This is a genomic window from Pseudomonas sp. VI4.1 (assembly GCF_002029345.1).
Lineage (GTDB): Bacteria > Pseudomonadota > Gammaproteobacteria > Pseudomonadales > Pseudomonadaceae > Aquipseudomonas.
Map to the genome: position 1 here is coordinate 42,325 of NZ_MULM01000150.1, position 22,717 is coordinate 65,041.

The window sequence follows — 22,717 nt, forward strand, 5'->3', positions numbered from 1 at the left end:
GATCGAAGCGCAGACCCTGCCTGCGCCGTTTGCTCAGTAGCGCAGCGGCCACACCCGGGCGCGCTCGCGGAATGTTTGCCAGAGGCGCGCCAGGCCCTCCGGCTCCTTGACCAGGAACACAATGATCAGGGCGCCAAATGCCATCTTCTGCAGGTTTTCCATCTGCCCGGCATCAATCAGCCCGGCTGGCAACAAGGCCACCAGGTTCGACAGCAGCACCGGAAACAGCACGATGAACGCCGCGCCCAGGAAGTTGCCGAGGATGCTGCCCAGGCCACCGATAATGATGATGAACAGGATCTGGAAGGACCGGTTCAGATCGAAACCATGGGGCTCCACGGTGCCCAGGTAAGTGAAGGCCCACAGCGCTCCGGCCACCCCGAGAAAGAAGCCGCTGACGGCAAACGCCAACAGCTTGGTCTTGAGCAACACAATGCCCATCACCGCGGCGGCCGTGTCCATGTCACGCACGGCCATCCAGTTGCGCCCCAATTCGCTGCGCACCAGGTTTTTGCCCAGCCAGAACAACGCCACCACCACGCCCAGTGTCAGCAGGTAACGACCCACCGGCGAGCTCAGGTCCACCCCCAGAATTTCCAGGCGCCGGTGCGCTGATCACCCCCGAGGCGCTGTTGTTGGAGAACCAGCTGAAGCGGGTCAGCGCCCAGGTCACAAAGAACTGCGCGGCGAGGGTCGACACCAGCAGATAGAAGCCCTTGATCCGCAGGCTGGGCAGGCCGAACAGCACCGCCACCAGCGCTGCCACGCCCCCGCCCAGGGCCATGCTGAGCAACAACGGCGAGCCCGGCACCCGCAGTTCAACGTTGTAAGTGGCAAAGGCGCCCACCGCCATGAAGGCCGCCGACCCCAGTGACAACTGCCCGGCATAGCCGGTCAGCAGGTTCAGCCCCAGCCCGGCCAGTGACAGCACCAGAAATGGAATCAGAATGGCGCTGAACCAATAGTCGTTGCCCAGGTACGGCACACCGACAAAGGCCAACAGCAGCAAGGCAACCAGGCCGTACCGGTCCTGACGCAGGCGAAACACCCGGCGGTCCTGGGCATAGCGAGTACTGAACTGACCGGCTTCCTGATAAAACATCACGCCTCTCCTTAAACCCGCTCGATCGCGCGTTCGCCAAATAGCCCAGCCGGCCGCACCAGCAGGAACAGCAGCGCCAGCACATAGGGAAACCAGTTCTCGATGCCGCCGCCGATGACGGGGCCCAGGTACACCTCGGCCAGCTTCTCCGAGGCGCCGATGATCAAGCCGCCGACAATCGCCCCACTGATCGAGGTAAAGCCGCCGATGATCAGCACCGGCAAGGCCTTGAGCACCACCAGCGACAGCGAAAACTGCACCCCCAGCCGCGCGCCCCAGAGCAGGCCGGCCACCAGACCGACAAACCCGGCCACCGCCCACACCAACACCCAGACCCGTTGCAGGCGGATGCCCACGGCCAGCGCCGCCAGCGGATCATCGGCCACGGCACGCAACGACAAACCGATCCGGGTCTTGTTGAACAGCAGCGACAGCGCCAACACCAGCAACGCGGCGGTGACGGCGGCAAAAATATCGAATTGCGACAGCAGCATGCCGCCCAGCTCCAGTGGCTCGTCACTGATGCCCAATTCCAGGCCATGCACCTGAGCGCCCCACAGCGCCTGGGCGAACCCTTCGATCACGTAGGACAAGCCGAGGGTGGCCATGAACAAGGTGATCGGTGGACGGTTGACCAGCGGGCGCAACACCACCCGCTCCACCGCCACCGCCAGCAGGACCATTGCCGCCAGGCTGATGACAAAGGCCAGCCAGAACGGCACCCCGCGCTCCAGCAGGCTGACAAACGTCAGCGCGGAAAACAGCACCATGGCGCCCTGGGCGAAGTTGAAGACGCCGGACGCCTTGTAGATCAGGACAAAACCGATGGCCACCAGGGCGTACATCACCCCGGCCAGCAGCCCGCCGATCAACACCTCGAAAAAAAAATTCCATGAGCCTTCCTGTGTTGCGGGCAAAGAGTCCCCGGCCACCCGATAGCGGGCGGCGCTGCAGACTCGGGGGTTAGTGGCGCGTGCCGAGGTAGGCGGCAATCACCTCGGGGTTTTGCCGCACCTCATCGGGCGGGCCGTCGCCGATCTTGCGGCCGTAGTCGAGCACCACCACGTGATCGCAAATGCCCATGACCACGCTGATGTCGCGCTCGATCAACACCACCGTGGTCCCCAGCTCACGGTTGATGTCGACGATGAAGCGGCTCATCTGCTGCTTCTCTTCGGCGTTCATCCCGGCCATCGGTTCGTCCAGCAGTAGCAAGCGCGGTTCGGCGGCCAGGGCACGCGCCAGTTCCACCCGTTTCTGCAAGCCATAAGGCAGCTTGCCGACCTGGGTGTCGCGCCAGGGCTGGATCTGCAGAAAGTCGATGATCCGTTCGGCGGCCTCGCGCTGGCGGTCGTCTTCGCCCGCGGCGCGGCCGATGCGCAGGGCCTGCTCGATCCAGCTGCTGCGCCGCTTGAGGGTGCGTCCGGTGAGCACGTTGTCGAGCACACTCATGCCTTTGAACAAGGCGATGTTCTGAAAGGTCCGGGCAATGCCGCGCACCGCCATATCATGCGGGCGCATGCGCCGGTGCGCTTCTCCGGCAAAGCGGATACGCCCCTGCTGGGCCTGGTACACGCCGTTGATCACATTCAGCAGCGAGCTTTTACCCGCGCCATTGGGGCCGATCAAGGCGCAAATCTCCCCGGTGGCCACGGCAAAGCTGATGTCGGTCACCGCCTTGACGCCTTTGAACGACAAGCCGATGTTTTCCAGCACCAGCAGCTGTTCAACCTGTGTCGCCTGTGTCTGTGTCATGCGTCATGTCCTTCAGGCAGGTTGGGGGCTGTCTTCGATCCAGCCGTTGACCAGCGGGGCTGGCCAGGGTAAGGGGCGATGCCACTGCGCCGGGTCCGGCCAGCTGCGTACCTCAATCGCCAACGCCTGGAAAAAGGCCAGGGTGGGCGGTGCCAGTGCCTCGCCCACCAGTAACGGCACACGGGTGCGGGAAAAGCCGAGGACGTCGCGCAACGGCCGACGGATCAGCCAGTACCCCAGGTGCCGTTGCAGCGCACCGGGGTTCGCCACCAGCGCCCAGTCCACCAGGCGCCGGCGCCAGCTGCCTGGTTCCGGCAGGCGGGCCAGGACCTGGGCATGCAGGCGCTCGTAGGTGTCCCGGGTGCCGGCCACCAGCGTCGGGCCCAGCTCACGGCGGTCCTGGTCGCGAGTCGCGAGGTTCTCGGGGAAATTCAGGCGAAAGCCGGCCATCAACCAGGGCGCCAACACAAAACGCGCGTGACCACCCGCGGCAAACGCTCGCGCCGCCAGGGCTTCTTCCTGCCGCCCCTGCTGCTCGCTGTGCACAGGCGCCGGCCTTCCTGGAGCAATTCGGCATGGCTGATGCGCTGCTGCTCGATGCGTTGCCCCGTGCCCAAGCGGTAGAAGGCAAAGGCCGTGCGCTCGGCGCGGGCCTGGGGTTCCAGCCGGTGATCGCTGCCCTGCTGCTGCAGTTGCGCGAACGCCAGGGTGTCGCCGGCCTGGCTCACCCCCGCCAGGCCGCGGCCGTCGGCGTAAATCAGCAGTCTGGGTGCCAGTCCGGCGGCGCGCAGGCGCTGAATCTCCCCGTGGCCTTCGGCGAACACCCATTCAGTGTGCAGCTCACGCAACAGCGGCACCTGCGCGGCCGCAGCCTCCAGCGGATCCAGCAGCGCGGCCACGCCACCCAACCATTGTGCCGCCAGGGCCGCCATCAACGCCTCCGGCCGCGGGCGGCTGACAATCACCAAGCTTGCGCCTGGCACAAAACCACGCACTTGCAAGGCCGTTGCCAGCTGTTCAACCTCCGCGGCCAGTTGGCGCCAGGTGCGCACCTGCCACACCCCCAGGCGTTTATGGCGCAGGGCGATGCCCGTCCCTTGCTGACGCGCCTGCTGTTGCAGCCACTGCGGCAAGGTGCCGGGTTGCGGGTTATCGGTGAATGTCGGCATGACCGTTCCCTTCCTTCAGGCGAGTGCCGCAACCTTGGCCGCGACTGCCTCGCGCTCCAGCTCACGCACCAGCGGCAACACGTGGCGGCCGAAGTACTCCACTTCTTCGTGAAAGTGCAGGAAGCCAGTGAGCACCAGGTCCACACCCACCGCCTTGAGGGCGACGATGCGTTCGGCAATCTGCCGCGGCGTACCGATCAGGTTGGTCTTGAAGCCATCGTTGTACTGCACCAGGTCTTCGAAGGTGGACTTGGCCCAGTTGCCCTCGCCTTCAGGGCTTGCGGCGCCGGCGTTCTTCACCTCGCTGCCGAAACCGTTGACGGCCTCGGGGTCGGCCTTGGCGATAATCTCCTGCAATACCGCGCGGGCTTCAGCCTCGGTTTCGCGGGCAATGACAAAGGCGTTAACCCCGACTTTCACCGAGTGGCCATTGATCGCGGCCTTGGCCCGGATCTCGTCGACCTGGGCCTTGATGCCTTCGACGGTGTTGCCGTTGGTGAAATACCAATCGGACACTCGCGAAGCCATGTCCCGCGCCGCGCGCGAGCTGCCACCCTGGAAGATTTCCGGGTGCGGTTGCTGCAGGGGCTTGGGTTTGAGGGTGTAGTCATGGAAGCGGTAGAAATCGCCATGGAAACTGAAATTGTCCTGGGTCCAGATGCCCTTGAGCGCCTGGATGAATTCTTCCGAGCGGCGATAGCGCTCATCGTGGTCCAGCCACGGCTCGCCAATGGCCCGGAACTCGCCCTTGAACCAGCCCGAGACGATATTCACCGCGACGCGACCGTTGGTGAACTGGTCGATGCTGGCCAGCTGTTTGGCCGCCAGCACCGGGCTCCAGGGCCCGGGCAGGATGGCGGCGATCACCTTGAGCTTCTCGGTGGCAGCCAGCAGTGCGTGGCTGATGGTCACCGATTCGTGCTGGTTTTCGGCGCCATAACCGGCGGTGAAGCGGATCTGTGACAAGGCGTATTCGAAGCCGGCCTTTTCGGCGATTTGCGCCAGCTTGCGGTTGTAATCGATGTCCCAGCTGGTGCGCTGTTCGATTTTGCTGATCACAAGGCCGCCGCTGACGTTGGGCACCCAGTAGGCAAACTTGATGTTGTCCTGGCTCATTTGCGTGTACTCCGTTGATTCGTTGAAGTGAGGGTCGACCGGGGCGTCAGGCGGCGCTGGCGTTCGGCTGGACAGTCGGATGGAGGCTCAGGACCGCCGCCTCGACAGCGCGCTCGATGCGTTCGAGCAACTGCGGGCTGGTGATCCGGTAATCGGTGAAATCGGCTTCCGCGGCATACACACCGATGGGCAAGCTCAGGGCCTGGAAAAAGCCGAACAGCGGGCGCAACTGGTGATCGATGATCAGGGCGTGGCGGTCCGAGCCACCGGTGGCGGCCAGCAACACCGGCACGTTGTTCAACGCCTGGTGATGGACGAAGTCGAACAGGTGCTTGAACAGTCCGGTGTACGAGGCGCGGTACACCGGGCTGGCCGCGATCAGCAGGTCGGCTGTTTCTATGGCCCGCAGATCGGCCTCGACCGCCGCGGGCAAGTCCTCACGGCGCAGCACCCCGGCGAACTGCGGGCCAACCTCGGACAACTCGATCAAGTGCAGCTCGATCGGCAGCTGTTGCGCAAGGCCGGCGACCAGCGCCTTGAGCAATACCAGGGTGCGCGTAGGCCGCTGTACGCTCCCGGATACCGCGACCACTTTCAGTGTGTTGCTCATTGCCCGTCCTCGTGCTGGCAGAGGCCACCGCGGCACCTGCACAAGGACTAGAGCAGCAACCGTGCCATTTCAATAAATCTATATTAATCAAAGAGTTATAAATTTTTTTCGGACTTGCGCAGTGTCGCCTGCCGGACAGGCTGTTGATCAACTGTTGCACCCCCAACAGTTGCCTGCGGGTCCACGCAACGCAGCGCACCTCGGCCACTGTTGCCAGGCGGTCAACGCTTCAACAAGTTGCCCGGCAGACGACAGAAGCGAACGCTGCCAACACCCCGCGCGCCCGGAAAAACGGGCGTTGCAGCGCCAGGCACGACCTGTGCACTGACAGCAGAACGCAACAGATCCACTGCTCTGTTGCTTTCTCTTGCCTTCATAAGGAGCTGCACCATGACCGTCCAGCAACAGCACCTGCCACACCCCCTCTCCAGCGGCACCGACTACCAGGCCCTGGCCGCGCGCTTCCGGCCGATCTTTGCCCGCATCGCCGCCGGCGCACTGGAGCGCGAGCAACAGCGCAGCCTGCCTTTTGAACAAGTGAAGTGGCTGAAGGAAGCCGGCTTTGGCGCCGTGCGCGTGCCGGTGCAGTACGGGGGCGCCGGCGCTTCCCTGCCCCAATTGTTTGAATTGCTGATCGAATTGGCCGCCGCCGATTCCAACCTGCCGCAGGCATTGCGCGGTCACTTTGCCTTTGTCGAAGACCGCCTCAATGCTCAGGCCGAGGCGCCGCAGGACACCTGGTTCAAGCGGTTTGTCGAGGGTGACCTGGTGGGCAACGCCTGGACCGAAGTCGGCAGCGTGAAGATCGGCCAGGTCGGTACCCGGGTCTCGCGCCTGGGTGAACACTGGGTGGTCAACGGCACCAAGTACTACAGCACCGGCACCATCTTCGCCGACTGGATCGACCTCTATGCCCAGCGCGATGACACCGGCGCCGACGTGATTGCCGCCGTCCGCGTGCAGCAACCGGGCATCACCCAGAGCGACGATTGGGATGGCTTTGGCCAACGCACCACCGGCAGCGGCACCTCGGTGTTCGAGAACGCGGTGGTGGAAGCCGAGAACCTGCTGGACTTCGCCACCCGCTTCAAGTACCAGACGGCCTTCTATCAACTGGTGCTGTTGGCGGTCCAGACCGGTGCCGGCCGTGCCGCGGTCAACGACATCACCGAAGAAGTGCGCAAGCGCACGCGCATCTTCAGCACCGGCAATGCCAGCCACGTCAGCCAGGACGTCCAGGTGCAGCAGGTGGTGGGCAAGGCGTCGGCGCAGGTCTACGCCGCACATGCCACCACCCTGCGCGCGGCGGCCGCCTTGCAGGTCGCATACGAAAGCCGCTTCGCCCATGACGAAGTCGCCGAACGCGAGGCCAACATCGCTGCCGAACTGGAATCGGCCCAGGCCCAGGTGGTGATCGCCGACCTGGTGCTGCGCGCCACCAGTGACCTGTTCAACGCGCTCAGCGCCTCGGCCACCAGCACCGGCAAGGCCCTCGATCGGCACTGGCGCAACGCGCGCACCGCGGCTTCACACAACCCGCTGATCTACAAGGAGCGCATCATCGGCGACTGGGAAATCAACGGCACCGAACCGCCCTATGTCTGGCAGATCGGCCGGTCGTCCGACTGATCGCGAAACCAGCATTGCCCAACCAACGGCAATGAACCGCTCGCCTTCGCCGACTCAGCGACTCAGCCAGCCACCCGCTGGCCGGGCAACGGGTAAAGCGCCTCATCGAACTGCGACAGGCGCGGGAACTCGATGGGTTGGTCGTCGGCGATGGTTTCCAGGCGTTGCCGATAGCCACGCAGGAAGTCCTTGCGCGCGTCGCGCTGATGTACGGTACGTGCCAGGCCACGAACGGCTCCAGCACCTCGAATCCGACATACGCCAGGGTGCCGCGCAGGATCGGCCGCAGCATGTCTTCCAGCGGGCCATGAATCGCGCCCTCGCCAAACATGTGCTCGCGTCCGCCCAGGGTCACCGTCACCAGCGCCTTCTTGCCGCTGAGCCCGCCCTGGTCGTAGAAGCGCTTGCCGCCGTAGCACACGCCCGATACCAGTACCCGGTCGATCCAGCCCTTGAGTATCGCCGGCGTCGAGAACCAGAAAATCGGAAAGTTGAGGATCAGCAGGTCGGCCCACAGCAGCTTGTCCAACTCTTGCTGGATATCCGCCGCCAGCGACTGGCTTTTAACGCCCAGACGCTGCTCCAGGGCATAGACCAGATAGTCCGGATTCTCCCGCGAGGAGAAGTCCTCGGCACTGGCCACCGGGTTCCAGTTCATTGCATACAGGTCACTGACCTGCACTTCATGCCCTTGGGCCTTCAAGGTGTCTACCGCTTGATCGCGCAGGGCGGCGGTGAAAGAGTTGGGTTCGGGATGGGCGTGGACAATCAGTACGTTCATGGTAATTCCTCAGACGATTTCAAGCTTGGAAGGCGCGGGTTGGCCAGCGCGCTGGGCGAGCAGGTGATCCAGCCAGTCCGGGTCCATTTCCGGTTCGGATGAAAACAGCAGGCCGGTGTAGTCCTGATGCGGCGGGGTGAAGATCGCGCTGCGCGAGCCGTGGTCGACCACCCGCCCGCGCTGCATCACCACCACTTCATCGGCAATCGCGCGCACGGTGGCGACATCGTGGGTAATGAACAGATACGCGACGCCGAGCTGCTGCTGGATACGATTGAGCAGCTTCAGCACCCCCTCGGCCACCAGTTGATCGAGGGCCGAGGTCACTTCGTCGCAAATGATCAACTGCGGATCGGCCGCCAGCGCCCGGGCAATGCAGATGCGTTGCTTCTGCCCGCCGGACAATTCACGGGGCTGACGCTCCATGAACGTCGCCGGATCCAGCTCGATCATTTCCAGCAACTCGGCGACCCGCGCGCGCAGGGCCTTGCCCTTCAGGCCGAGGTAAAACGTCAACGGCCGACCGATGATGTCGACGATCCGCTGCCGGGGATTCAAGGCGGTGTCCGGGATCTGGTAGATCATCTGCACCCGACGCAACTGCTCCTTGCTGCGCTGGCGGAAGTCCGCCGGCAGGGGTTCGCCGGCATACAGCACCTGACCGGAAGTCGGTTGCAGCAGGCCGGTAATCAACCGCGCCGTCGAACTCTTGCCGCTGCCGGACTCACCAATCACGGCCAGCGTCTGGCCGCGATACAGGCTCAGCGAAACATCGTGCAGCACCGGCTGGTGACCGTAGCTGGCGCAGGCCTGGCGCAGTTCCAGCAACGGCACTTCCTGTTGCGGGCACGGCTTGGGTTCGGTGCGAAAGCTGCGCACCGCCCACAGTGACTTGGTGTAGTCCTCCTGCGGGTCGCGGAGCATGGTGCGGGTCTCGGCCTCCTCCACCAGCTTGCCGTGGCGCAGCACCATGATGCGGTCGGCCATTTGCGCGACGACGGCCAGGTCATGGCTGATATAGATCGCCGCACTGCCGAACTGCGCCACCGCGTCGCGAATCGCCGCCAGCACTTCGATCTGGGTGGTCACGTCGAGGGCCGTGGTCGGTTCGTCGAAGATGATCAGGTCCGGATGGCAGGCCATGGCCATGGCGGTCATCACCCGTTGCAGTTGCCCGCCCGACACCTGGTGCGGATAACGCTGACCGATCTGCTCGGGATTCGGCAGGCGCAACACCCGGTACAGCTCCACCGCTTCGGCTTCGGCCTGGGCGCGACTGATGCCACCATTGTTGACCGCGGTTTCCACGTGTTGATCGATCAGCCGATGCGCCGGGTTGAACGATGCCGCGGCACTTTGCGCTACGTAGGCGATGCGCAGGCCACGCAGTTTGCGCAGGGTGTCGGGCTTGGCCTGCAACAGTTCCATGCCGTCGAAGCGCACCGAGCCGCCCGTGATCTTGCAGCCGTCACGGGCATAACCCATGGCTGCCAGGCCCAGGGTCGACTTGCCGGCACCCGACTCGCCGATCAGGCCCAGCACTTCGCCGCGTTGCAGGGTCAGGTCGATGCCTTTGATCAGCGGATGCCAGGCGTCTTCGTAATGACCTTCGATATGCAGGCCGCGGATTTCCAGCAGCGGCTGGTCGTTGTTGCAAGAGGGTTGGTGCATGTTCAGCACTCCTTGAGGCCGCTGGATTTATGCAGCATCCAGTCGACGACGAAGTTGACGCTTACCGTGATCAACGCCACTGCCAGTGCCGGCAGCAGCGGGCTGATGTCGCCGAAAGTGATGAGCACCGCATTGTCCCGGACCATGCTGCCCCAGTCGGCAGTCGGTGGCTGAATGCCCAGGCCGAGGAATGACAGCGCACTGATAAACAGAAAGACGAAACAGAAACGCAGGCCGAATTCGGCAATCAAGGGCGCGGCGGCGTTGGGCAATACTTCGCGGGTCACCAGCCACCACAAGCCCTCGCCCCGCAGCCGCGCCGCCTCGACGAAGTCCTGGACCACCACGTTCATCGCCACCGCCCGTGACAGGCGAAACACCCGGGTGGCATCCAGCAGCGCGATCACCAACACCAGGGAAGTGGCCGTGGTGCCGACCACACTGAGAATCAGCAAGGCGAAGATCAGTTGTGGAATGGCCATCAGGATGTCGACGACTCGCGACAGGCCTTGATCGACCCAACCGCCCTTGATCGCCGCGATCAAACCGCAAAAGCCACCGAGCAGGAACGCCAGCACCGTGGTGAGAAAGGCGATGCCCAGGGTGTTGCGGGCGCCATACACCAGCCGGCTGAACATGTCGCGACCGAGGTTATCGGTGCCCAGCAGGAACTGCCCGCTCCAGGGCGCAAAGCCCTCGCCGACCACTTCGGTTTCGCCATAGGGCGCCAATGCCGGAGCGCACAGCGCCACCAGGATGTACACAACGATGACCAGAATCCCGAACTTCGCACTCAGCGGTGCCCGGGCCAGTTCTTTAAGCAGGCTCATGTTCTACCCCTTCGGATGCATCAGGCGTGGATTGCTGGCGATGGATAGCACATCGGCCGTGGTATTGAGCAGGATGTAGGTCGCGGCAAAGATCAGGCTGCAGGCCTGGACCACCGGAATGTCGCGCTTGGCCACCGAGTCCACCAGCAACTGGCCAAGCCCCGGGTAGACGAACACCACCTCGACCACCACCACGCCAACCACCAGGTACGCGAGGTTCAAGGCCACCACGTTGACGATCGGTGCCAGCGCGTTGGGCAAGGCATGCCGGAAGATAATCCGCGACTGACTGATGCCCTTGAGCCGGGCCATTTCGATATAGGGGCTGGCCAGCAGGTTGATCAGGGACGCACGCGTCATGCGCATCATCTGCGCGATCACCACCAGGCTCAGGGTCGCCACCGGCAACACCGAGCGTTCCAGCACCGTGCCGAAGGAGGCATCCGGCGCCAGGTTGGAGATGCTCGGGAACCAGCCGAGCTTCACCGAAAACAGCAGAATCAACAGGTAGGCGACGAAGAATTCCGGAAACGACACCGCACTCAGTGCCGAGGTGTTGAGCAGGCGGTCGAACCAGCTATTGCGATACAAGGCCGCGAGCATCCCCAGCAGCAGCGCCAAGGGTACCGAGACCAATGCCGCCAAGGCCGCCAGGCTGAGGGTATTGCCCAACCGCGTGCCGATCAGCTCCGCGATCGGCCGCTGGTTGGCCAGCGAGACCCCGAGGTCGCCTTGCAGCAGCTGCCAGATCCACTGCACGAAGCGGGTCAATGGCGGCAAGTCCAGCCCCAGCTGGGCACGGAAGGCCGCCACGGTTTCGGCCGTCGCCGACTGCCCGAGCATGGCCTGGGCGAGATCGCCCGGCAGCATGCCGACCGCCAGAAAAATAATCACCGACACCGCAAACAGCGACAACAGGCCCAGGGCAGGCGCTGCAACAGCAACTTCAAAATACTATTCACCGCAGAATCCTCCGGGATGGCACAGGGTGGCCGACCTGCGCGCAGGTCGGCCATCAACGATCAGGTGCTCAGGCTTGCCACCAGCGCTCGATGACCCGCAGACCATCCAGTTCGCCGTAGGGTGCGGTGAGTTCGCCATGACTGACGCGTTTCGAGCGGGCGGCCACGGAGCTGGCGAACAACGGCACAATCGCCCCGCCGTCGTCGCGGCACAGCGCCTGCATTTCGTTGTACATCTCGCGGCGCAGCGGGTCGTTCATCTCGCCGCGCGCGGCGTTCAGCAACTGGTTGAAGCGCCCGTTGTCCCAGTGGGTTTCGTTCCAGGCCGCGCCTTTGGCGTAACCGATGCTGAACATGCGGTCGGCGGTCAGGCTGCTGTACCAGAACGAGGTGGTGAAGGGTTGCTTCATCCAGACGTTGGAGAAGAAACCGTCCGCCGGCTCGCGCACCACATCGATATCGATCCCCGCCTGGCGCGCCTGCTCCTTGAACAACACCGAGGCGTCCACTGCGCCGGTATACGCCGCGTCGGACGCTTGCAGGCGCACCTTGAGCGACTCGACGCCGGCCTTGCGCAGGTGGAATCGCGCCTTGTCCGGGTCATAGCTGCGCTGCTCCAGCGCCGTATTGATGAAGCGGCTGCCGGGCTGGATCGGATGATCGTTACCGACCAGGCCATAGCCGTGCAGTATCGAGGCCAGCAGGGTTTCACGGTTGATGGCGTACTTCATCGCCAGGCGGATGTCGTTGTTCCTGAAGTCCTGGCTGTCGCACAGCATCGGGAAGGTGTAGTGCTGCGCGCCCTTGGTTTCTTCGATCACCATGTTCGGATTGCGCTTGAGCAGCGCCACGGTTTTGAGGTCGACCTTGTTGATCACATCGACCTGCCCGGTCACCAGTGCATTGATCCGCGCCGCGCCGTCGGCAATGCCGATCAACTCGGCGCTGGCGAAATGCGCCCGGCCGGGTTTCCAGTAATCGGGGCTGCGTTCCAGGGCCATGCGCACGCCCGGATCGAAGGCCTTGAGGCGATAACCGCCGGTGCCCGCCCCCGCTTGCCAGTCGGCAACGCCGTCCTTGCTCGGCATGATCACCAAATGGTAATCGGCCACCACATAGGCGAAGTCGGCGTTGCCCGAATGCAACTCGAAGACCACCGTATCGGTGCCCTGTGCGCGCACCTGGGCGACATCCCCGAGCACAGTCTTGGCCGCCGAGGTGGATTTTTCGCCCAGGTGGTGATTGATCGACGCCACGACGTCTTCGGCGGTCAGGCTCTTGCCGTTGTGGAAGGTCACGCCCTGGCGCAGTGTGAAGGTCCAGATCCGCGCATCCGGCGACGATTCCCAGCGCTCGGCGAGCTCGGGAATCGCGGTGCCGTCCACGCCAATTTCGCTCAGGGTGTTGTACACCGCCGAGAAGCCGACAAAAGTGAACGTGTCGCTCCAGGAGCCCGGGTCCAGCGAATCGGTGGTGCTGCCACCCGCCAGGCCAAGGCGCAGCACACCGCCCGGCTTGGGCGTGCTTTCCTGGGCAAAGGCCCCGAACGGCAGGCCCATGGAAAACGCAGCGGCCACCAGGCCGGCGGCGGCGCTGCCTTTGAGGAAATCCCGACGAGGAAGATTGCAGTCATTAATCGCTTGAGTAATCTTGTTTTTGTTATCGCTCATTACATTGCCCCTGATCGATTGCAGAGAAAATGATTCGAAGGTCCTACCGAATCTGCTAACATTCCTAATTGTTACCGTAACAAATACATTAACGACTTCACAACGTAAATTCCACGCCCTGACGGGTATTTTTCATCGATTGAATAATCCGGTTTCTACAGGGAGCCTTCCGCCTCATGAGCCAGTCGACCCGCTTGATCACCGCTTCTTACATCCTGTCGTTCGTTGCCGCCAACGCACCGCAGAAGCTGCGCACCGAAACCATTGCCAAGTGGGTAAAAACCCACCCGACGCGGGTGCGCAATCTGGTGTCGCAGATGGTCAAGGCGGACATTCTCAAGTCCTATCGCGGTGCCAAGGGCGGGCTGACCCTGGCCAGGCCCGCCAATGAAATCACCCTGCGCGAGGTCTACGACGCGGTGCAGGAAAGCTCGCTGATCGCCGAGAAAATCGACAACCCGTTTTCCGGCATGGAAGACCATTGCAAGGTCTTCGAAGTGTTTACCCGGCTGTTCGCCATGCTGGAAAACAACATGCGGCTGGATCTCGGAAGCATCACCGCCGACCAGTTGTTCGTGGCCTTCGATACCCCGCTGGAAAACCGCGACAGGGCTTGATTTGGCTGGTGCAGGCGCTGGCGCAGGCTGGGATCTTTTTGCGGTGCTTGGGCCACCCCGCTGCCAGTTGCAGCAGCGAGGTGCCCAGGTATAACGCCATGCGGGCCTGCGGCCCGGCCGCGCTCATGGCGAGATCACAGCTGCATCGCTTTCACTTCGACAAACTCGGCCAGCCCTTCTTCACCCCATTCGCGACCATTGCCTGACTGTTTATAGCCGCCAAACGGCGCCTGATAGTTGAACGCCGCGCCGTTGATAAAGCACTGCCCGGCGCGCAGCTGCCGCGCCAGCCCGAGTGCACGCTCGGCGCTACCGGCCCATACGCCGCTGGACAGGCCGAACGGCGAGTCGTTGGCGATCTGGATGGCCTGGGCTTCATCCGCATAGGGGATCAGGCACAGTACCGGGCCGAAGATTTCTTCCTGGGCGATGCGCATCCGATTGTCGACGTCGGCAAACAGCGTCGGCTTGAGGTAAAACCCGCGCTCGAACTCGTCGGCCGATTCACCGCCACACAGCAGCCGCGCGCCCTCTTGCCGACCGACTTGAATGTAATCACGCACGGTCCGCCGTTGCGCGGCCGAGCACATCGGGCCAAGGAAACTCTGCGGGTCGAGCGGATCGCCCATGCGCAGGCTTCGGGTCTCGGCCAGGGCCAGCTCCAGCGCCTCGGCATAACGGCTGGCGGGCAGCAGCATGCGGGTCAAGGCAGTGCAAGTCTGTCCGGAGTTGATCATCACATCCTGCACGCCGTAACGCACCGCTGCCGCCAGATCGGCATCTTCGCCGATCAGCAGCGGCGACTTGCCGCCCAGTTCCAGGCACACCCGCTTGACCGAAGGCGCTGCCGCCTGGGCCACGCGGACGCCGGCGCCGGTGGAGCCGGTGAACGACATCATGTCGACATCCGGGTGCCTGGCCAAGGCTTCACCGACCTTGGAACCGGGCCCGCTGACCAGGTTGAACACCCCGGCCGGCAGACCGATGGCCTCGATCATTTCCGCCAGCAGGAAGGCATGCAGCGGGGTTTCCTGGCTCGGCTTGACCACCACCGTGCAGCCGGCCGCCAGTGCCTGCGCGAGCTTGCCGATCAACTGGTGCAGCGGGTAATTCCACGGATTGATGAAGGCACAGACACCCACCGCCTCGCGAATCACCAGGGAGTTGCCGACCTCGCGCACCTCATCCATCAACCCGGCGATTTCGACGTAGTGTTCCAGTCCGGCGATCGGCCCCTCGACCTGCACCGAGCGACACCACTGCACCGGCATGCCGAGTTCGGTGGTGATCACCTGCGCCATTTCGTCCGCCGCGCTCGCAGTTGCTCGCAGTGCGCGGATGTAAGCCGCGCGGACGCTGGACGAGGTGCGCGACCATGCACCAAAGGCCCGTCGGGCCGCGGCCACGGCGCGATCAACGTCACGCTCGTCGCCCAACGGCACGGAGCCTGCGACCTGTTCAGTGGCCGGGTTGATCACCTCGGCCAGGCCCTGGCCGGAAGGCAGGTGCCAGGCGCCATCCATAAACAGCCTGCTGTAATTACGCATCGCCCCGCCCCTCCATCAACTCATTGGCGCAGCGGACAATCCGCTGGCAGGCATCGCGCAGGGGTTCGGTGCCCACCACCAGCCCCAGGCGAATGTGCCCGGCGGCACTCGGGCCGAACGCTTCACCGGCCAGCACCGAGACGCCGTGTCGATCCAGCAGGCGGTCGGCGAAGGCCTGGGCGCTGAGCCCGGTGTCGCGATGTCGACCATCACGAACAGTCCCGCCATCGGGGCTTCAGGGCACGCACGCCAGGGCAGTCGGCCAGGCATTCGCAGACCAGGTCGCGGCGCTGGCGATAGGCCTGGCGCATGGCCTCGAGTTCCGGCAGCTGGGTCTCCAGCGCGACGACCGCGGCGTCCTGGATGAAATCCGGGGAGCCGTAAAGCATGCACAGCGCGAGGTTTTCCAGATGCCCGGCAAGTGACGGTGGCGCGACCACCCAGCCGACGCGCCAGCCAGTCATGGCGTGGGATTTCGACAGGCTGTTGAGGGTCGCGGTGCGCTCGGCCATGCCGGGCAGACTGGCCGGGCTGACGTGTTCGCCTTCGAACAACAGCTCGCTGTAGACCTCGTCGAAATCAGCCATAGGTCATGGGCAATGCACAGCTCGGCCAGCGCCTGCCAGGTGGTGCGCGGCAGGCTGGCGCCGGACGGGTTGTGCGGGCTGTTGAGCGCCAACGCGCGAGTGCGCGGGGTAATGCGGGCGGCGACGTCTTCCGGCAACACCCGAAAGCCGTTCTCGGAGCGCACCGGTACTGGAATCACCACCGCGCCGCAGGCACCGAACACGGCTTCATAAGTGACGTACATCGGCTCGGCGACTATCACTTCATCGCCGGGATTGAGCACGCACTGGGCGACGCTGAACAGCGCACATTGCGCGCCGGCCAGCACCACCACCTGGTCGGCATCGACCGGTTGGCCGCTGCGTTGCCGATGCCGTTTGGCGATGCTTTCACGCAGGGCACGCTTGCCGCGCACTTGGGCGTAATGGGTATGGCCCGCCAGCAGGCTATCGATGGCCGCTTGCACGATCGGCACCGGGGTATCGAAATCCGGGTCGCCCACCGACAGCAACAAAATGTCCCGGCCCTGCTCCTGAAGCGCCAGGGCGCGGTAATGAATCTCCCAGGCGGCGGCACCGTCACCGGCGACACGTTGGGTCAGATCGGAAAAACGCATGGGCTTGTTCCTTGTTGAGGGTTTAACCGACCAGCGCACAGGCGTGCTTGAGTTCGATCAGGGTCACGCCGTTTCGTTGGAAGCCGGCACGCAGGTCGGTTTGCAGTTCGTCCAGGCTGCGGGGTTGCGTCACGGTGCAACCGAAGGCGCGGCCCAATGCGGCAAAATCCGGGTTGCGCGGCAGCACGCCAATCGGCTCGATGTCGAGGCCGAGCATGTCGTCGCGGATCTGCCCCAGGGCTTCGTTGTTCCACAACAGCACCACCAGCGGGCTGTCCAGCTCTTCCACGGCGGTCGCCAGTTCTTGCGCGGTGTAGAGAAAACCACCGTCGCCGACCAGCACCAATCCGGGCCGCTCCGGCGCGCCGAACTTGGCGCCGATACCCGCCGGCAAGCCATAACCCAAGGTGCCGTAGCCGGTCGGGTGCAGCCAACTGCGCGGCGCCTGGCTGCTGAAGGCGTAGTTGCCGGTGTAGGCCAGTTGAGTCATGTCGCTGCTGATAAAGGCGTTGTCCGGCAGTTCGGCCGAAACCCGATCGAGGATCGCCTGATGGATCGACTGCAAGGTGCCGTGCCCGGCCTTGACCGCTTTGCGCAAAGTGTCGACGGCCTGGATGGCAGCGCTCGCGTCGCGTGCGGATTCAGGCAGGCGCTCCAGCAAGGCCATGACGGTGTGCCGCGCATCGCCCTGCAAGGCCACGTGCACGGATAGAAATCGTTGAACTTGCGCGAGTCGATATCCACCCGCAGCAGCTCGGCATTCAGCGGCAGACGTTCGCGCCAGTAATCGGTGTCGGCCATCTCGGTGCCCACCGCAAGCACCACGTCGGCTTCGGCGATCAGCGCCCAGCCCGGTTCCACGCACAGGGTCGACCCGGCATTCAACGGCGCATCCGGCGGCAACAAGCCCTTGCCGGCGACGCTACTGAAAAACGGCGCGCCCAGCCGCGTGCTCAAGGCCTCGAGCGCCTGGCCGGCATTCAGCGCACCGCCGCCGGCGATGATCATCGGCCGGCGTGCCGCCTGCAGTTTCGCCACCGCCTGATCCAGCGCCTCGGCCGCCGGCAGGCCGCGTCCCGGACGGCGCACCACCTCATTGCTCCAGTCACGCGTGACGGGCGCGGCCAGCACATCCAGCGGCACCGAAATATGCACCGGACGCGGCCGTTCGCTGTCGAACACCGCGTAAGCGCGGGCGATCAGCTCGGGCAAATCCTCGGCACTCAAGGCCACCGCCGAAAACGCGGTGATCGGCGCGGTCATGGCGCGCTGATCCTGGGTTTCGTGCAGGCAACCCCAACCTTTGCCCAGGCTGGCCGTATGGTTGACGCTGGAAATCACCAGCATCGGGATCGAGTCGGCGTAGGCCTGGCCGATCGCGGTCGCGGCATTGGTCACGCCGGGGCCGGTGATGATGAAGCACACCCCCGGCTTGCCGCTGACCCGCGCATAGCCGTCGGCCATGAAACCGGCCCCCTGCTCGTGCCGGGTCAGCACATGGCGAATGCCACTGCCGGGCAAGCCGCGATACAGCTCCAGGGTATGCACGCCAGGAATGCCGAACACGGTGTCGACGCCGTAATTGGCCAACAGGCGCACCAGGGTCTGGCCGCCGGTCAAGGTTTTGCTTTGCATGCTCAGATCCTCAAGCTTGGCCGAGGCGAATCAACGCATCGACCGCAGTGGTGCCTTGGGCACCGACCAACAATGGGTTCACATCGAGTTCGAGCAACTGCCCGGCGTTCTCACAGGCGTAGTCCGCCACGGCGCGGATCGCGGCCACCAGTGCCTCCAGATCCGCGGCTTCGCGACCACGAAACCCTTGCAGCAAGGCGGCGCTGCGCAGGCTCGACAACGCCTGGCGAATGGCCCCGTCAGTGGTGGGCAACAGCAGGCTGCGGCTGTCCTTGAGCAGCTCCACCAGAATTCCCCCGGCGCCGATGACCAGCGCCAGGCCGAAGCCGGTTTCACGCTTGATCCCCACGATCAACTCGGCCAGGGGCGGGGTTGCCATGCGCTCCAGCAGCACCTGATCGAAGGCCACCCCCGGTGCATAGTCGGCGATCCGCGCGCGCATCTGCTCCAGGGCGTCACTCAAGGCCTGCGGATCGAGCAGGTTCAGGGCCACGCACCGGCTTCGGTCTTGTGCGGCAGCTCGGCGCTGACCGCCTTGAGCACCAGTGGATAACCCAGTGAATTCGCCGCGTGCAACGCTCGTCCGGCGTGCTCAACACGCCTTGCGGTGTCGGCAGGCCGAAGGCGCGCAAGGCCTGCTTGGATTGCCATTCATCCAGCAGTTGCCCCTCGCCTTCCAGCGCTTGCGGGCACAGCGGCACCAGCGCCGACTCACCGAGTGCCAGCAGCGCCAGGCGCTTGCGCTGATAACCGGCGATCCGCCCCCACGCCGCCAAGCCATCCTCGACGCCCTGCAATGCCGCCACACCGCGCGCATGCAGACGCTCGCGAGCACTGGCCGGCAGCAGTTCGGGAAAGGCCGAGGTGACGAAACCGGTCTTGCCGTGACGGCTCAACGCCGCCGCAATACAGCTCCAGCAGCAGGTCACATTCCTTGCGCTCGCCGGTGGCCTCCGAGGGGTAATCGAGCACCAGTACCGCGGCGTCGGCTGCGGTGCGCAGGGCGCTGTCGAGCATCTTGTCCAGCGCTTCGCGGTCACCCCAGATCGCCGTGGTGAAATCCAGCGGGTTGACCAGGTTGGCGTAGCTTGGCAGCACTTGATCCAGCTCGACCCGCTGGCTTTCATCGAGCCTGGGCAGGCTCAAGTCATTGCGTTCGGCATAGTCGGCAATCAAACCCGCATCGCCACCGGAACAGGCCAGGGCGATCAGGCTGTTGCCCGCCGGCAGATTGCCGCAGGCAGCGGCTTTCAGGGTTTCGACAAAGCTCACCGGACCGCTGACGCGAATCACCCCGAGGCGCTCGAACAGGCTGTCGTACAACACATCGGAACCGGCCAGCGAGCTGGTGTGGCTGAGGGCCAATTCGGCGCCGATCTGCGACACCCCGGTTTTCAGCGCAATGATCGGAATGCCTTTTTCCAGCGCCTTGTGTGCCGCGCGAGCAAAGCCCGGAACGTTTTTCAGGCCTTCCAGATGCAGGCCGATCGCGGTGACGCGCGGCTCGTCGAGCAGCACATCCATCAGCTCGGCGATGCCCAGTTGCGCCTGGTTGCCGACTGATGCCATATAGGCCACCGGCAACGAGCGGTCGCTCATGGACAGGTTGTAGGCAAAGTTGCCGCTCTGGGTCAGCACCGCAACGCCCTTCTCCACGGTCTTGCCGCCATGGGCGACCGGCCACAGGGCCGAGCTGTGCAGGTAATCGAGCAAGCCGTAGCAGTTGGGGCCGAGCAAGGCCATGTCGCCAGCCGCCTTGAGCAACTGGTCTTGCAGGGCCTGGCCTTGCGCGCCGGTCTCGGCGAAACCCGAGGCGTAGCAAATCGCCCCGCCCGCGCCCCTGGCCGCCAGTTCGGTGACAAGGTCAAGGTCAGCTCGCGGTTGGTGGCGATGAACACCGCGTCCGGGCCACACGGCAGTTCCGCTACGCTACGCACACAGGGCACGCCTTCGAGGCTGTCGTGCTGCGGGTTGACCAGCCACATCTGGCCTTGATAACCGCCCTCGGCACAGCGCTTGAGCGCACGGGCCATGCTCCGCCCGCCAATGAATGCCAGGTGGCGCGGCGCGAGCAGGCGTTTGAGGTTGTCGCGAATCTGTTGGGACATGTCTGTTCTCCGACCTGATCAGCGCAAGCAGCGGCCGCAGCAATTCGCGGGAAATAATGTGACGCTGGATCTCCGAGGTGCCTTCCCAGATGCGCTCGATCCGGGCGTTGCGCCAGATGCGCTCGACCGGACCTTCGTCCATCAAGCCCATGCCGCCGAAAATCTGCACCGCTTCGTCGGCCACGCGCCCGAGCACTTCACTGGCGAACAACTTGGCCATCCCGGCTTCGCCGTCGGTCATGCTGCCCTGATCCATTTTCCAGGCGGTGTGCAGGGTCAAGAGTTCGGCCGCGCGGATTTGCGTGGCCATGTCGGCCAGCTTGAACGACACCCCTTGATAGGTGCCGATGGGTTGGCCGAACTGCTTGCGGTCCGCCGCCCATTGCAGCGAAACGTCCAACGCCCGCTGGGCCTGGCCGACGCAGTTGGCGGCGACCATCACCCGCCCGGCGGTCAGCCAGGCATTGGCCACTTCCCAGCCCTTGCCGACTTCGCCGAGCACTTTGGAGGCCGGGACGCGGCAATCGTCGAAGAACATTTCATAGGTGTGATAACCGCGGTTGCTGACGCACTTGGGCCCGCGACGGATCGTCATGCCTGGCGTGCCCCGGTCGACCAGGAACGAGGTCACGGCGTTGCGCTGGCGACCGTTGTGTTCGTAGGTGTCGGTCACGGCGAAGACAATCGCGAAATCGGCGTGGCCGGCATGGCTGATGAAGTGCTTGCTGCCGTTCAACACAAAGTCGTCGCCGTCGCGCACGGCACGGGTCTTGATCGCATTGGCATCGGAGCCGGCACCCGGTTCGGTGAGGGCGAAGCAGTCGATCTTTTCGCCCTGGATGCACGGCAGCAAATAGTCCTGGATCTGCTGGCCGGTGCAGGCCATGAGGATTTTCGACGGGCGTGCGACGAACACATGCAGCGCCCACGACACCTTGGACAGTTCGCGTTCGATCAAGGCCTGGGACAGGTAGTCGAGCCCGCCTCCGCCGACTTCTTCAGGCATGTTGAAGGCATAGAAACCCGCCGCCACTGCCTTGCCGCGAATCTGCGCGGCGAGTTCCGGCGACACTTCATCGGCACGATCCACCGCTTCTTCATGGGGCAGCAGTTCCTTGGCGACAAAACTGCGTACCGCGTCCACCAACATGTCTTGTTCTTGGGTCAGCTGGAAATTCATAACGCTACCTGTTCTTCGATAATCGTTTTTATTCGAGGGCTGCGACGCCGCATTTATTGGCCAAGCTTATTTACCGACAAAGGCAGGCGGACGTTTTTCCATCGCTGCGCGCAAGGCCTCGGCGCCATCGACACTGCGACCGCAGAGCAAACCGGCGGCGAGTTCCGCGCTCAGTTGTTCCGGCAGGCTGCGCCGGGCGCCTTCACGCATCAGTTGTTTGGTCTGGGCAAACGCGAAGGTCGGGCCGCTGGCCAGGCGCGCGGCCAGCTCGCCCACCACGCTTGGCAGTTGTTCATCGGCGCAGACTTCGCTGACCAGGCCGGCCGCCAGGGCGCGCTCGGCACTCCAGAGTTCATCGAGGAACAGCAGGCGCTTGGCCTGCTCGGTGCCGATCAGCCGTGGCAGATGCCAGCTGGCACCGGCGTCCGGCGAATAGGCCATGCTGGTGTAACCGGCCTTGAACCGGGCGGACTGCGCGGCGACCCGCAAGTCGCAGCACAGGGTCAAATCCATCCCGGCGCCGACGGCAGTGCCGTTGATCGCGGCAATGGTCGGTTTATCGAGGCTGTACAGACGGCTCATCATGGCGTGGGCGGTTTCCGTCCAGCCGTAGCTTTCCAGCGCACCGCGGGCCTCGGCTTCGGCCCATTCGGCGAGGTCGGCACCGGCGCAGAAACTGCGGCCGGTCGCGGTCAGCACGATCACTCGCACCGCCGGATCGACGTTGTATTGGTCGAGCAAGGCGTGAAGGCTTTTCAGCGTCGGAATGTCCAGCGCGTTGCGTTGCGCGGCACGGTTGAGCGTGATCCAGGCAACACCCGCTTCGACCTGACTGAGCAGAGAAGATTGAGTAGTCATACGAGTCCTCGAATTGTTGTGTTTGGCATGAGGGAGGGAGCGACATGGCGACCATACTAAACGAGTGTTCAGTAAGACGGCAATCCTGTGGCCTGGGTGTTTGTAACAGCCGTATAATCTCTATAACTTGTTGTTTTTAAACAGATTAATTAGGAATCACAGATACCTTCGGAAAAACTGTTACATCTTCGAACAACTGAATACGGGGGGCTTGAGGTCGAGGAGATCCCTGTAGGAGCTGGCTTGCCAGCGAAGGCGGTCTATCAGCCAATACATGTGTCGACTGACACGCCG

The 22,717-nt window shown here is 64.1% G+C and carries 11 protein-coding genes and 8 pseudogenes; 2 read left to right on the plus strand and 17 right to left on the minus strand.

Annotated features, from left to right (window positions below; genetic code table 11):
• Positions 1 to 33: 33 nt before the first annotated feature.
• From BZ163_RS14605 to msuE, 6 genes and pseudogenes are all read right to left on the minus strand, one after another.
• Positions 34 to 1,102, minus strand: a pseudogene (locus BZ163_RS14605) (branched-chain amino acid ABC transporter permease).
• An 11-nt stretch (positions 1,103 to 1,113) separates the two neighbouring features.
• A complete protein-coding gene (locus BZ163_RS14610) occupies positions 1,114 to 2,019 on the minus strand; it encodes a branched-chain amino acid ABC transporter permease (protein WP_256579030.1) in 906 nt (301 codons plus the stop codon).
• A gap of 46 nt (positions 2,020 to 2,065) precedes the next feature.
• A complete protein-coding gene (locus BZ163_RS14615; RefSeq protein ID WP_128871502.1) occupies positions 2,066 to 2,857 on the minus strand; it encodes an ABC transporter ATP-binding protein in 792 nt (263 codons plus the stop codon).
• 12 nt (positions 2,858 to 2,869) lie between these two features.
• Positions 2,870 to 4,026 (minus strand): annotated as a pseudogene (locus tag BZ163_RS14620) (AMP-binding protein).
• Between the two features lie 15 nt (positions 4,027 to 4,041).
• Positions 4,042 to 5,142 carry a dimethylsulfone monooxygenase SfnG gene (gene sfnG / locus BZ163_RS14625; RefSeq protein WP_128871503.1) on the minus strand — a complete coding sequence of 367 codons (1,101 nt, stop codon included), beginning with the start codon at positions 5,140 to 5,142 and terminating at the stop codon, positions 4,042 to 4,044.
• A 46-nt stretch (positions 5,143 to 5,188) separates the two neighbouring features.
• The gene (gene msuE, locus BZ163_RS14630) at positions 5,189 to 5,752 is read right to left on the minus strand and encodes an FMN reductase (protein WP_128871504.1); all 564 of its coding nucleotides are present in this window, start codon (positions 5,750 to 5,752) and stop codon (positions 5,189 to 5,191) included.
• A 390-nt stretch (positions 5,753 to 6,142) separates the two neighbouring features.
• Here msuE and BZ163_RS14635 point away from each other — a divergent pair, with 390 nt between their 5' ends.
• Positions 6,143 to 7,381 carry an acyl-CoA dehydrogenase family protein gene (locus BZ163_RS14635; RefSeq protein ID WP_128871505.1) on the plus strand — a complete coding sequence of 413 codons (1,239 nt, stop codon included), beginning with the start codon at positions 6,143 to 6,145 and terminating at the stop codon, positions 7,379 to 7,381.
• 62 nt (positions 7,382 to 7,443) lie between these two features.
• On the opposite strand, the pseudogene BZ163_RS14640 reads toward BZ163_RS14635, so the two are convergent.
• The 5 genes and pseudogenes from BZ163_RS14640 to BZ163_RS14660 all read right to left on the minus strand — a co-directional run bounded on the left by BZ163_RS14640 (position 7,444) and on the right by BZ163_RS14660 (position 13,295).
• Positions 7,444 to 8,162 (minus strand): annotated as a pseudogene (locus BZ163_RS14640) (NAD(P)H-dependent oxidoreductase).
• Positions 8,163 to 8,171: 9 nt separating this feature from the next.
• Positions 8,172 to 9,833: an ABC transporter ATP-binding protein gene (locus BZ163_RS14645; protein ID WP_178084693.1), complete on the minus strand. Its 1,662-nt coding sequence runs from the start codon at positions 9,831 to 9,833 to the stop codon at positions 8,172 to 8,174.
• Between the two features lie 2 nt (positions 9,834 to 9,835).
• The gene (locus BZ163_RS14650) at positions 9,836 to 10,663 is read right to left on the minus strand and encodes an ABC transporter permease (RefSeq protein WP_128871506.1); all 828 of its coding nucleotides are present in this window, start codon (positions 10,661 to 10,663) and stop codon (positions 9,836 to 9,838) included.
• Positions 10,664 to 10,666: 3 nt separating this feature from the next.
• Positions 10,667 to 11,625: pseudogene (locus BZ163_RS14655) on the minus strand (ABC transporter permease).
• Between the two features lie 68 nt (positions 11,626 to 11,693).
• The gene (locus BZ163_RS14660; protein ID WP_128871507.1) at positions 11,694 to 13,295 is read right to left on the minus strand and encodes an ABC transporter substrate-binding protein; all 1,602 of its coding nucleotides are present in this window, start codon (positions 13,293 to 13,295) and stop codon (positions 11,694 to 11,696) included.
• A 176-nt stretch (positions 13,296 to 13,471) separates the two neighbouring features.
• Here BZ163_RS14660 and BZ163_RS14665 point away from each other — a divergent pair, with 176 nt between their 5' ends.
• The gene (locus BZ163_RS14665; RefSeq protein WP_128871508.1) at positions 13,472 to 13,912 is read left to right on the plus strand and encodes an Rrf2 family transcriptional regulator; all 441 of its coding nucleotides are present in this window, start codon (positions 13,472 to 13,474) and stop codon (positions 13,910 to 13,912) included.
• 134 nt (positions 13,913 to 14,046) lie between these two features.
• Here BZ163_RS14665 and BZ163_RS14670 read toward each other — a convergent pair whose 3' ends face one another.
• From BZ163_RS14670 to BZ163_RS14695, 6 genes and pseudogenes are all read right to left on the minus strand, one after another.
• On the minus strand, positions 14,047 to 15,459 hold the full coding sequence (locus tag BZ163_RS14670; protein WP_128871509.1) for an aldehyde dehydrogenase family protein: 1,413 nt from the start codon (positions 15,457 to 15,459) through the stop codon (positions 14,047 to 14,049).
• A pseudogene (locus tag BZ163_RS14675) lies at positions 15,452 to 16,642 on the minus strand (pyridoxal phosphate-dependent aminotransferase). Before BZ163_RS14675 ends, BZ163_RS14670 begins: the two are co-directional and overlap by 8 nt.
• Positions 16,643 to 16,664: 22 nt before the next feature.
• A pseudogene (locus tag BZ163_RS14680) lies at positions 16,665 to 18,277 on the minus strand (5-guanidino-2-oxopentanoate decarboxylase).
• A gap of 10 nt (positions 18,278 to 18,287) precedes the next feature.
• A pseudogene (locus BZ163_RS14685) lies at positions 18,288 to 20,385 on the minus strand (acetate--CoA ligase family protein).
• Positions 20,386 to 20,410: 25 nt separating this feature from the next.
• Positions 20,411 to 21,565, minus strand: a pseudogene (locus BZ163_RS14690) (acyl-CoA dehydrogenase family protein); the annotation flags it as partial.
• A gap of 66 nt (positions 21,566 to 21,631) precedes the next feature.
• A complete protein-coding gene (locus BZ163_RS14695; RefSeq protein ID WP_128871510.1) occupies positions 21,632 to 22,423 on the minus strand; it encodes an enoyl-CoA hydratase/isomerase family protein in 792 nt (263 codons plus the stop codon).
• Positions 22,424 to 22,717 lie beyond the last annotated feature (294 nt).

Coding starts and splice junctions, on each gene's coding strand:
- BZ163_RS14615 (WP_128871502.1), bottom strand. CDS start 2,857: ATGACACAGACACAGGCGACACAGGTTGAACAGCTGCTGGTGCTGGAA.
- sfnG (WP_128871503.1), bottom strand. CDS start 5,142: ATGAGCCAGGACAACATCAAGTTTGCCTACTGGGTGCCCAACGTCAGC.
- msuE (WP_128871504.1), bottom strand. CDS start 5,752: ATGAGCAACACACTGAAAGTGGTCGCGGTATCCGGGAGCGTACAGCGG.
- BZ163_RS14635 (WP_128871505.1), top strand. CDS start 6,143: ATGACCGTCCAGCAACAGCACCTGCCACACCCCCTCTCCAGCGGCACC.
- BZ163_RS14645 (WP_178084693.1), bottom strand. CDS start 9,833: ATGCACCAACCCTCTTGCAACAACGACCAGCCGCTGCTGGAAATCCGC.
- BZ163_RS14650 (WP_128871506.1), bottom strand. CDS start 10,663: ATGAGCCTGCTTAAAGAACTGGCCCGGGCACCGCTGAGTGCGAAGTTC.
- BZ163_RS14660 (WP_128871507.1), bottom strand. CDS start 13,295: ATGAGCGATAACAAAAACAAGATTACTCAAGCGATTAATGACTGCAAT.
- BZ163_RS14665 (WP_128871508.1), top strand. CDS start 13,472: ATGAGCCAGTCGACCCGCTTGATCACCGCTTCTTACATCCTGTCGTTC.
- BZ163_RS14670 (WP_128871509.1), bottom strand. CDS start 15,459: ATGCGTAATTACAGCAGGCTGTTTATGGATGGCGCCTGGCACCTGCCT.
- BZ163_RS14695 (WP_128871510.1), bottom strand. CDS start 22,423: ATGACTACTCAATCTTCTCTGCTCAGTCAGGTCGAAGCGGGTGTTGCC.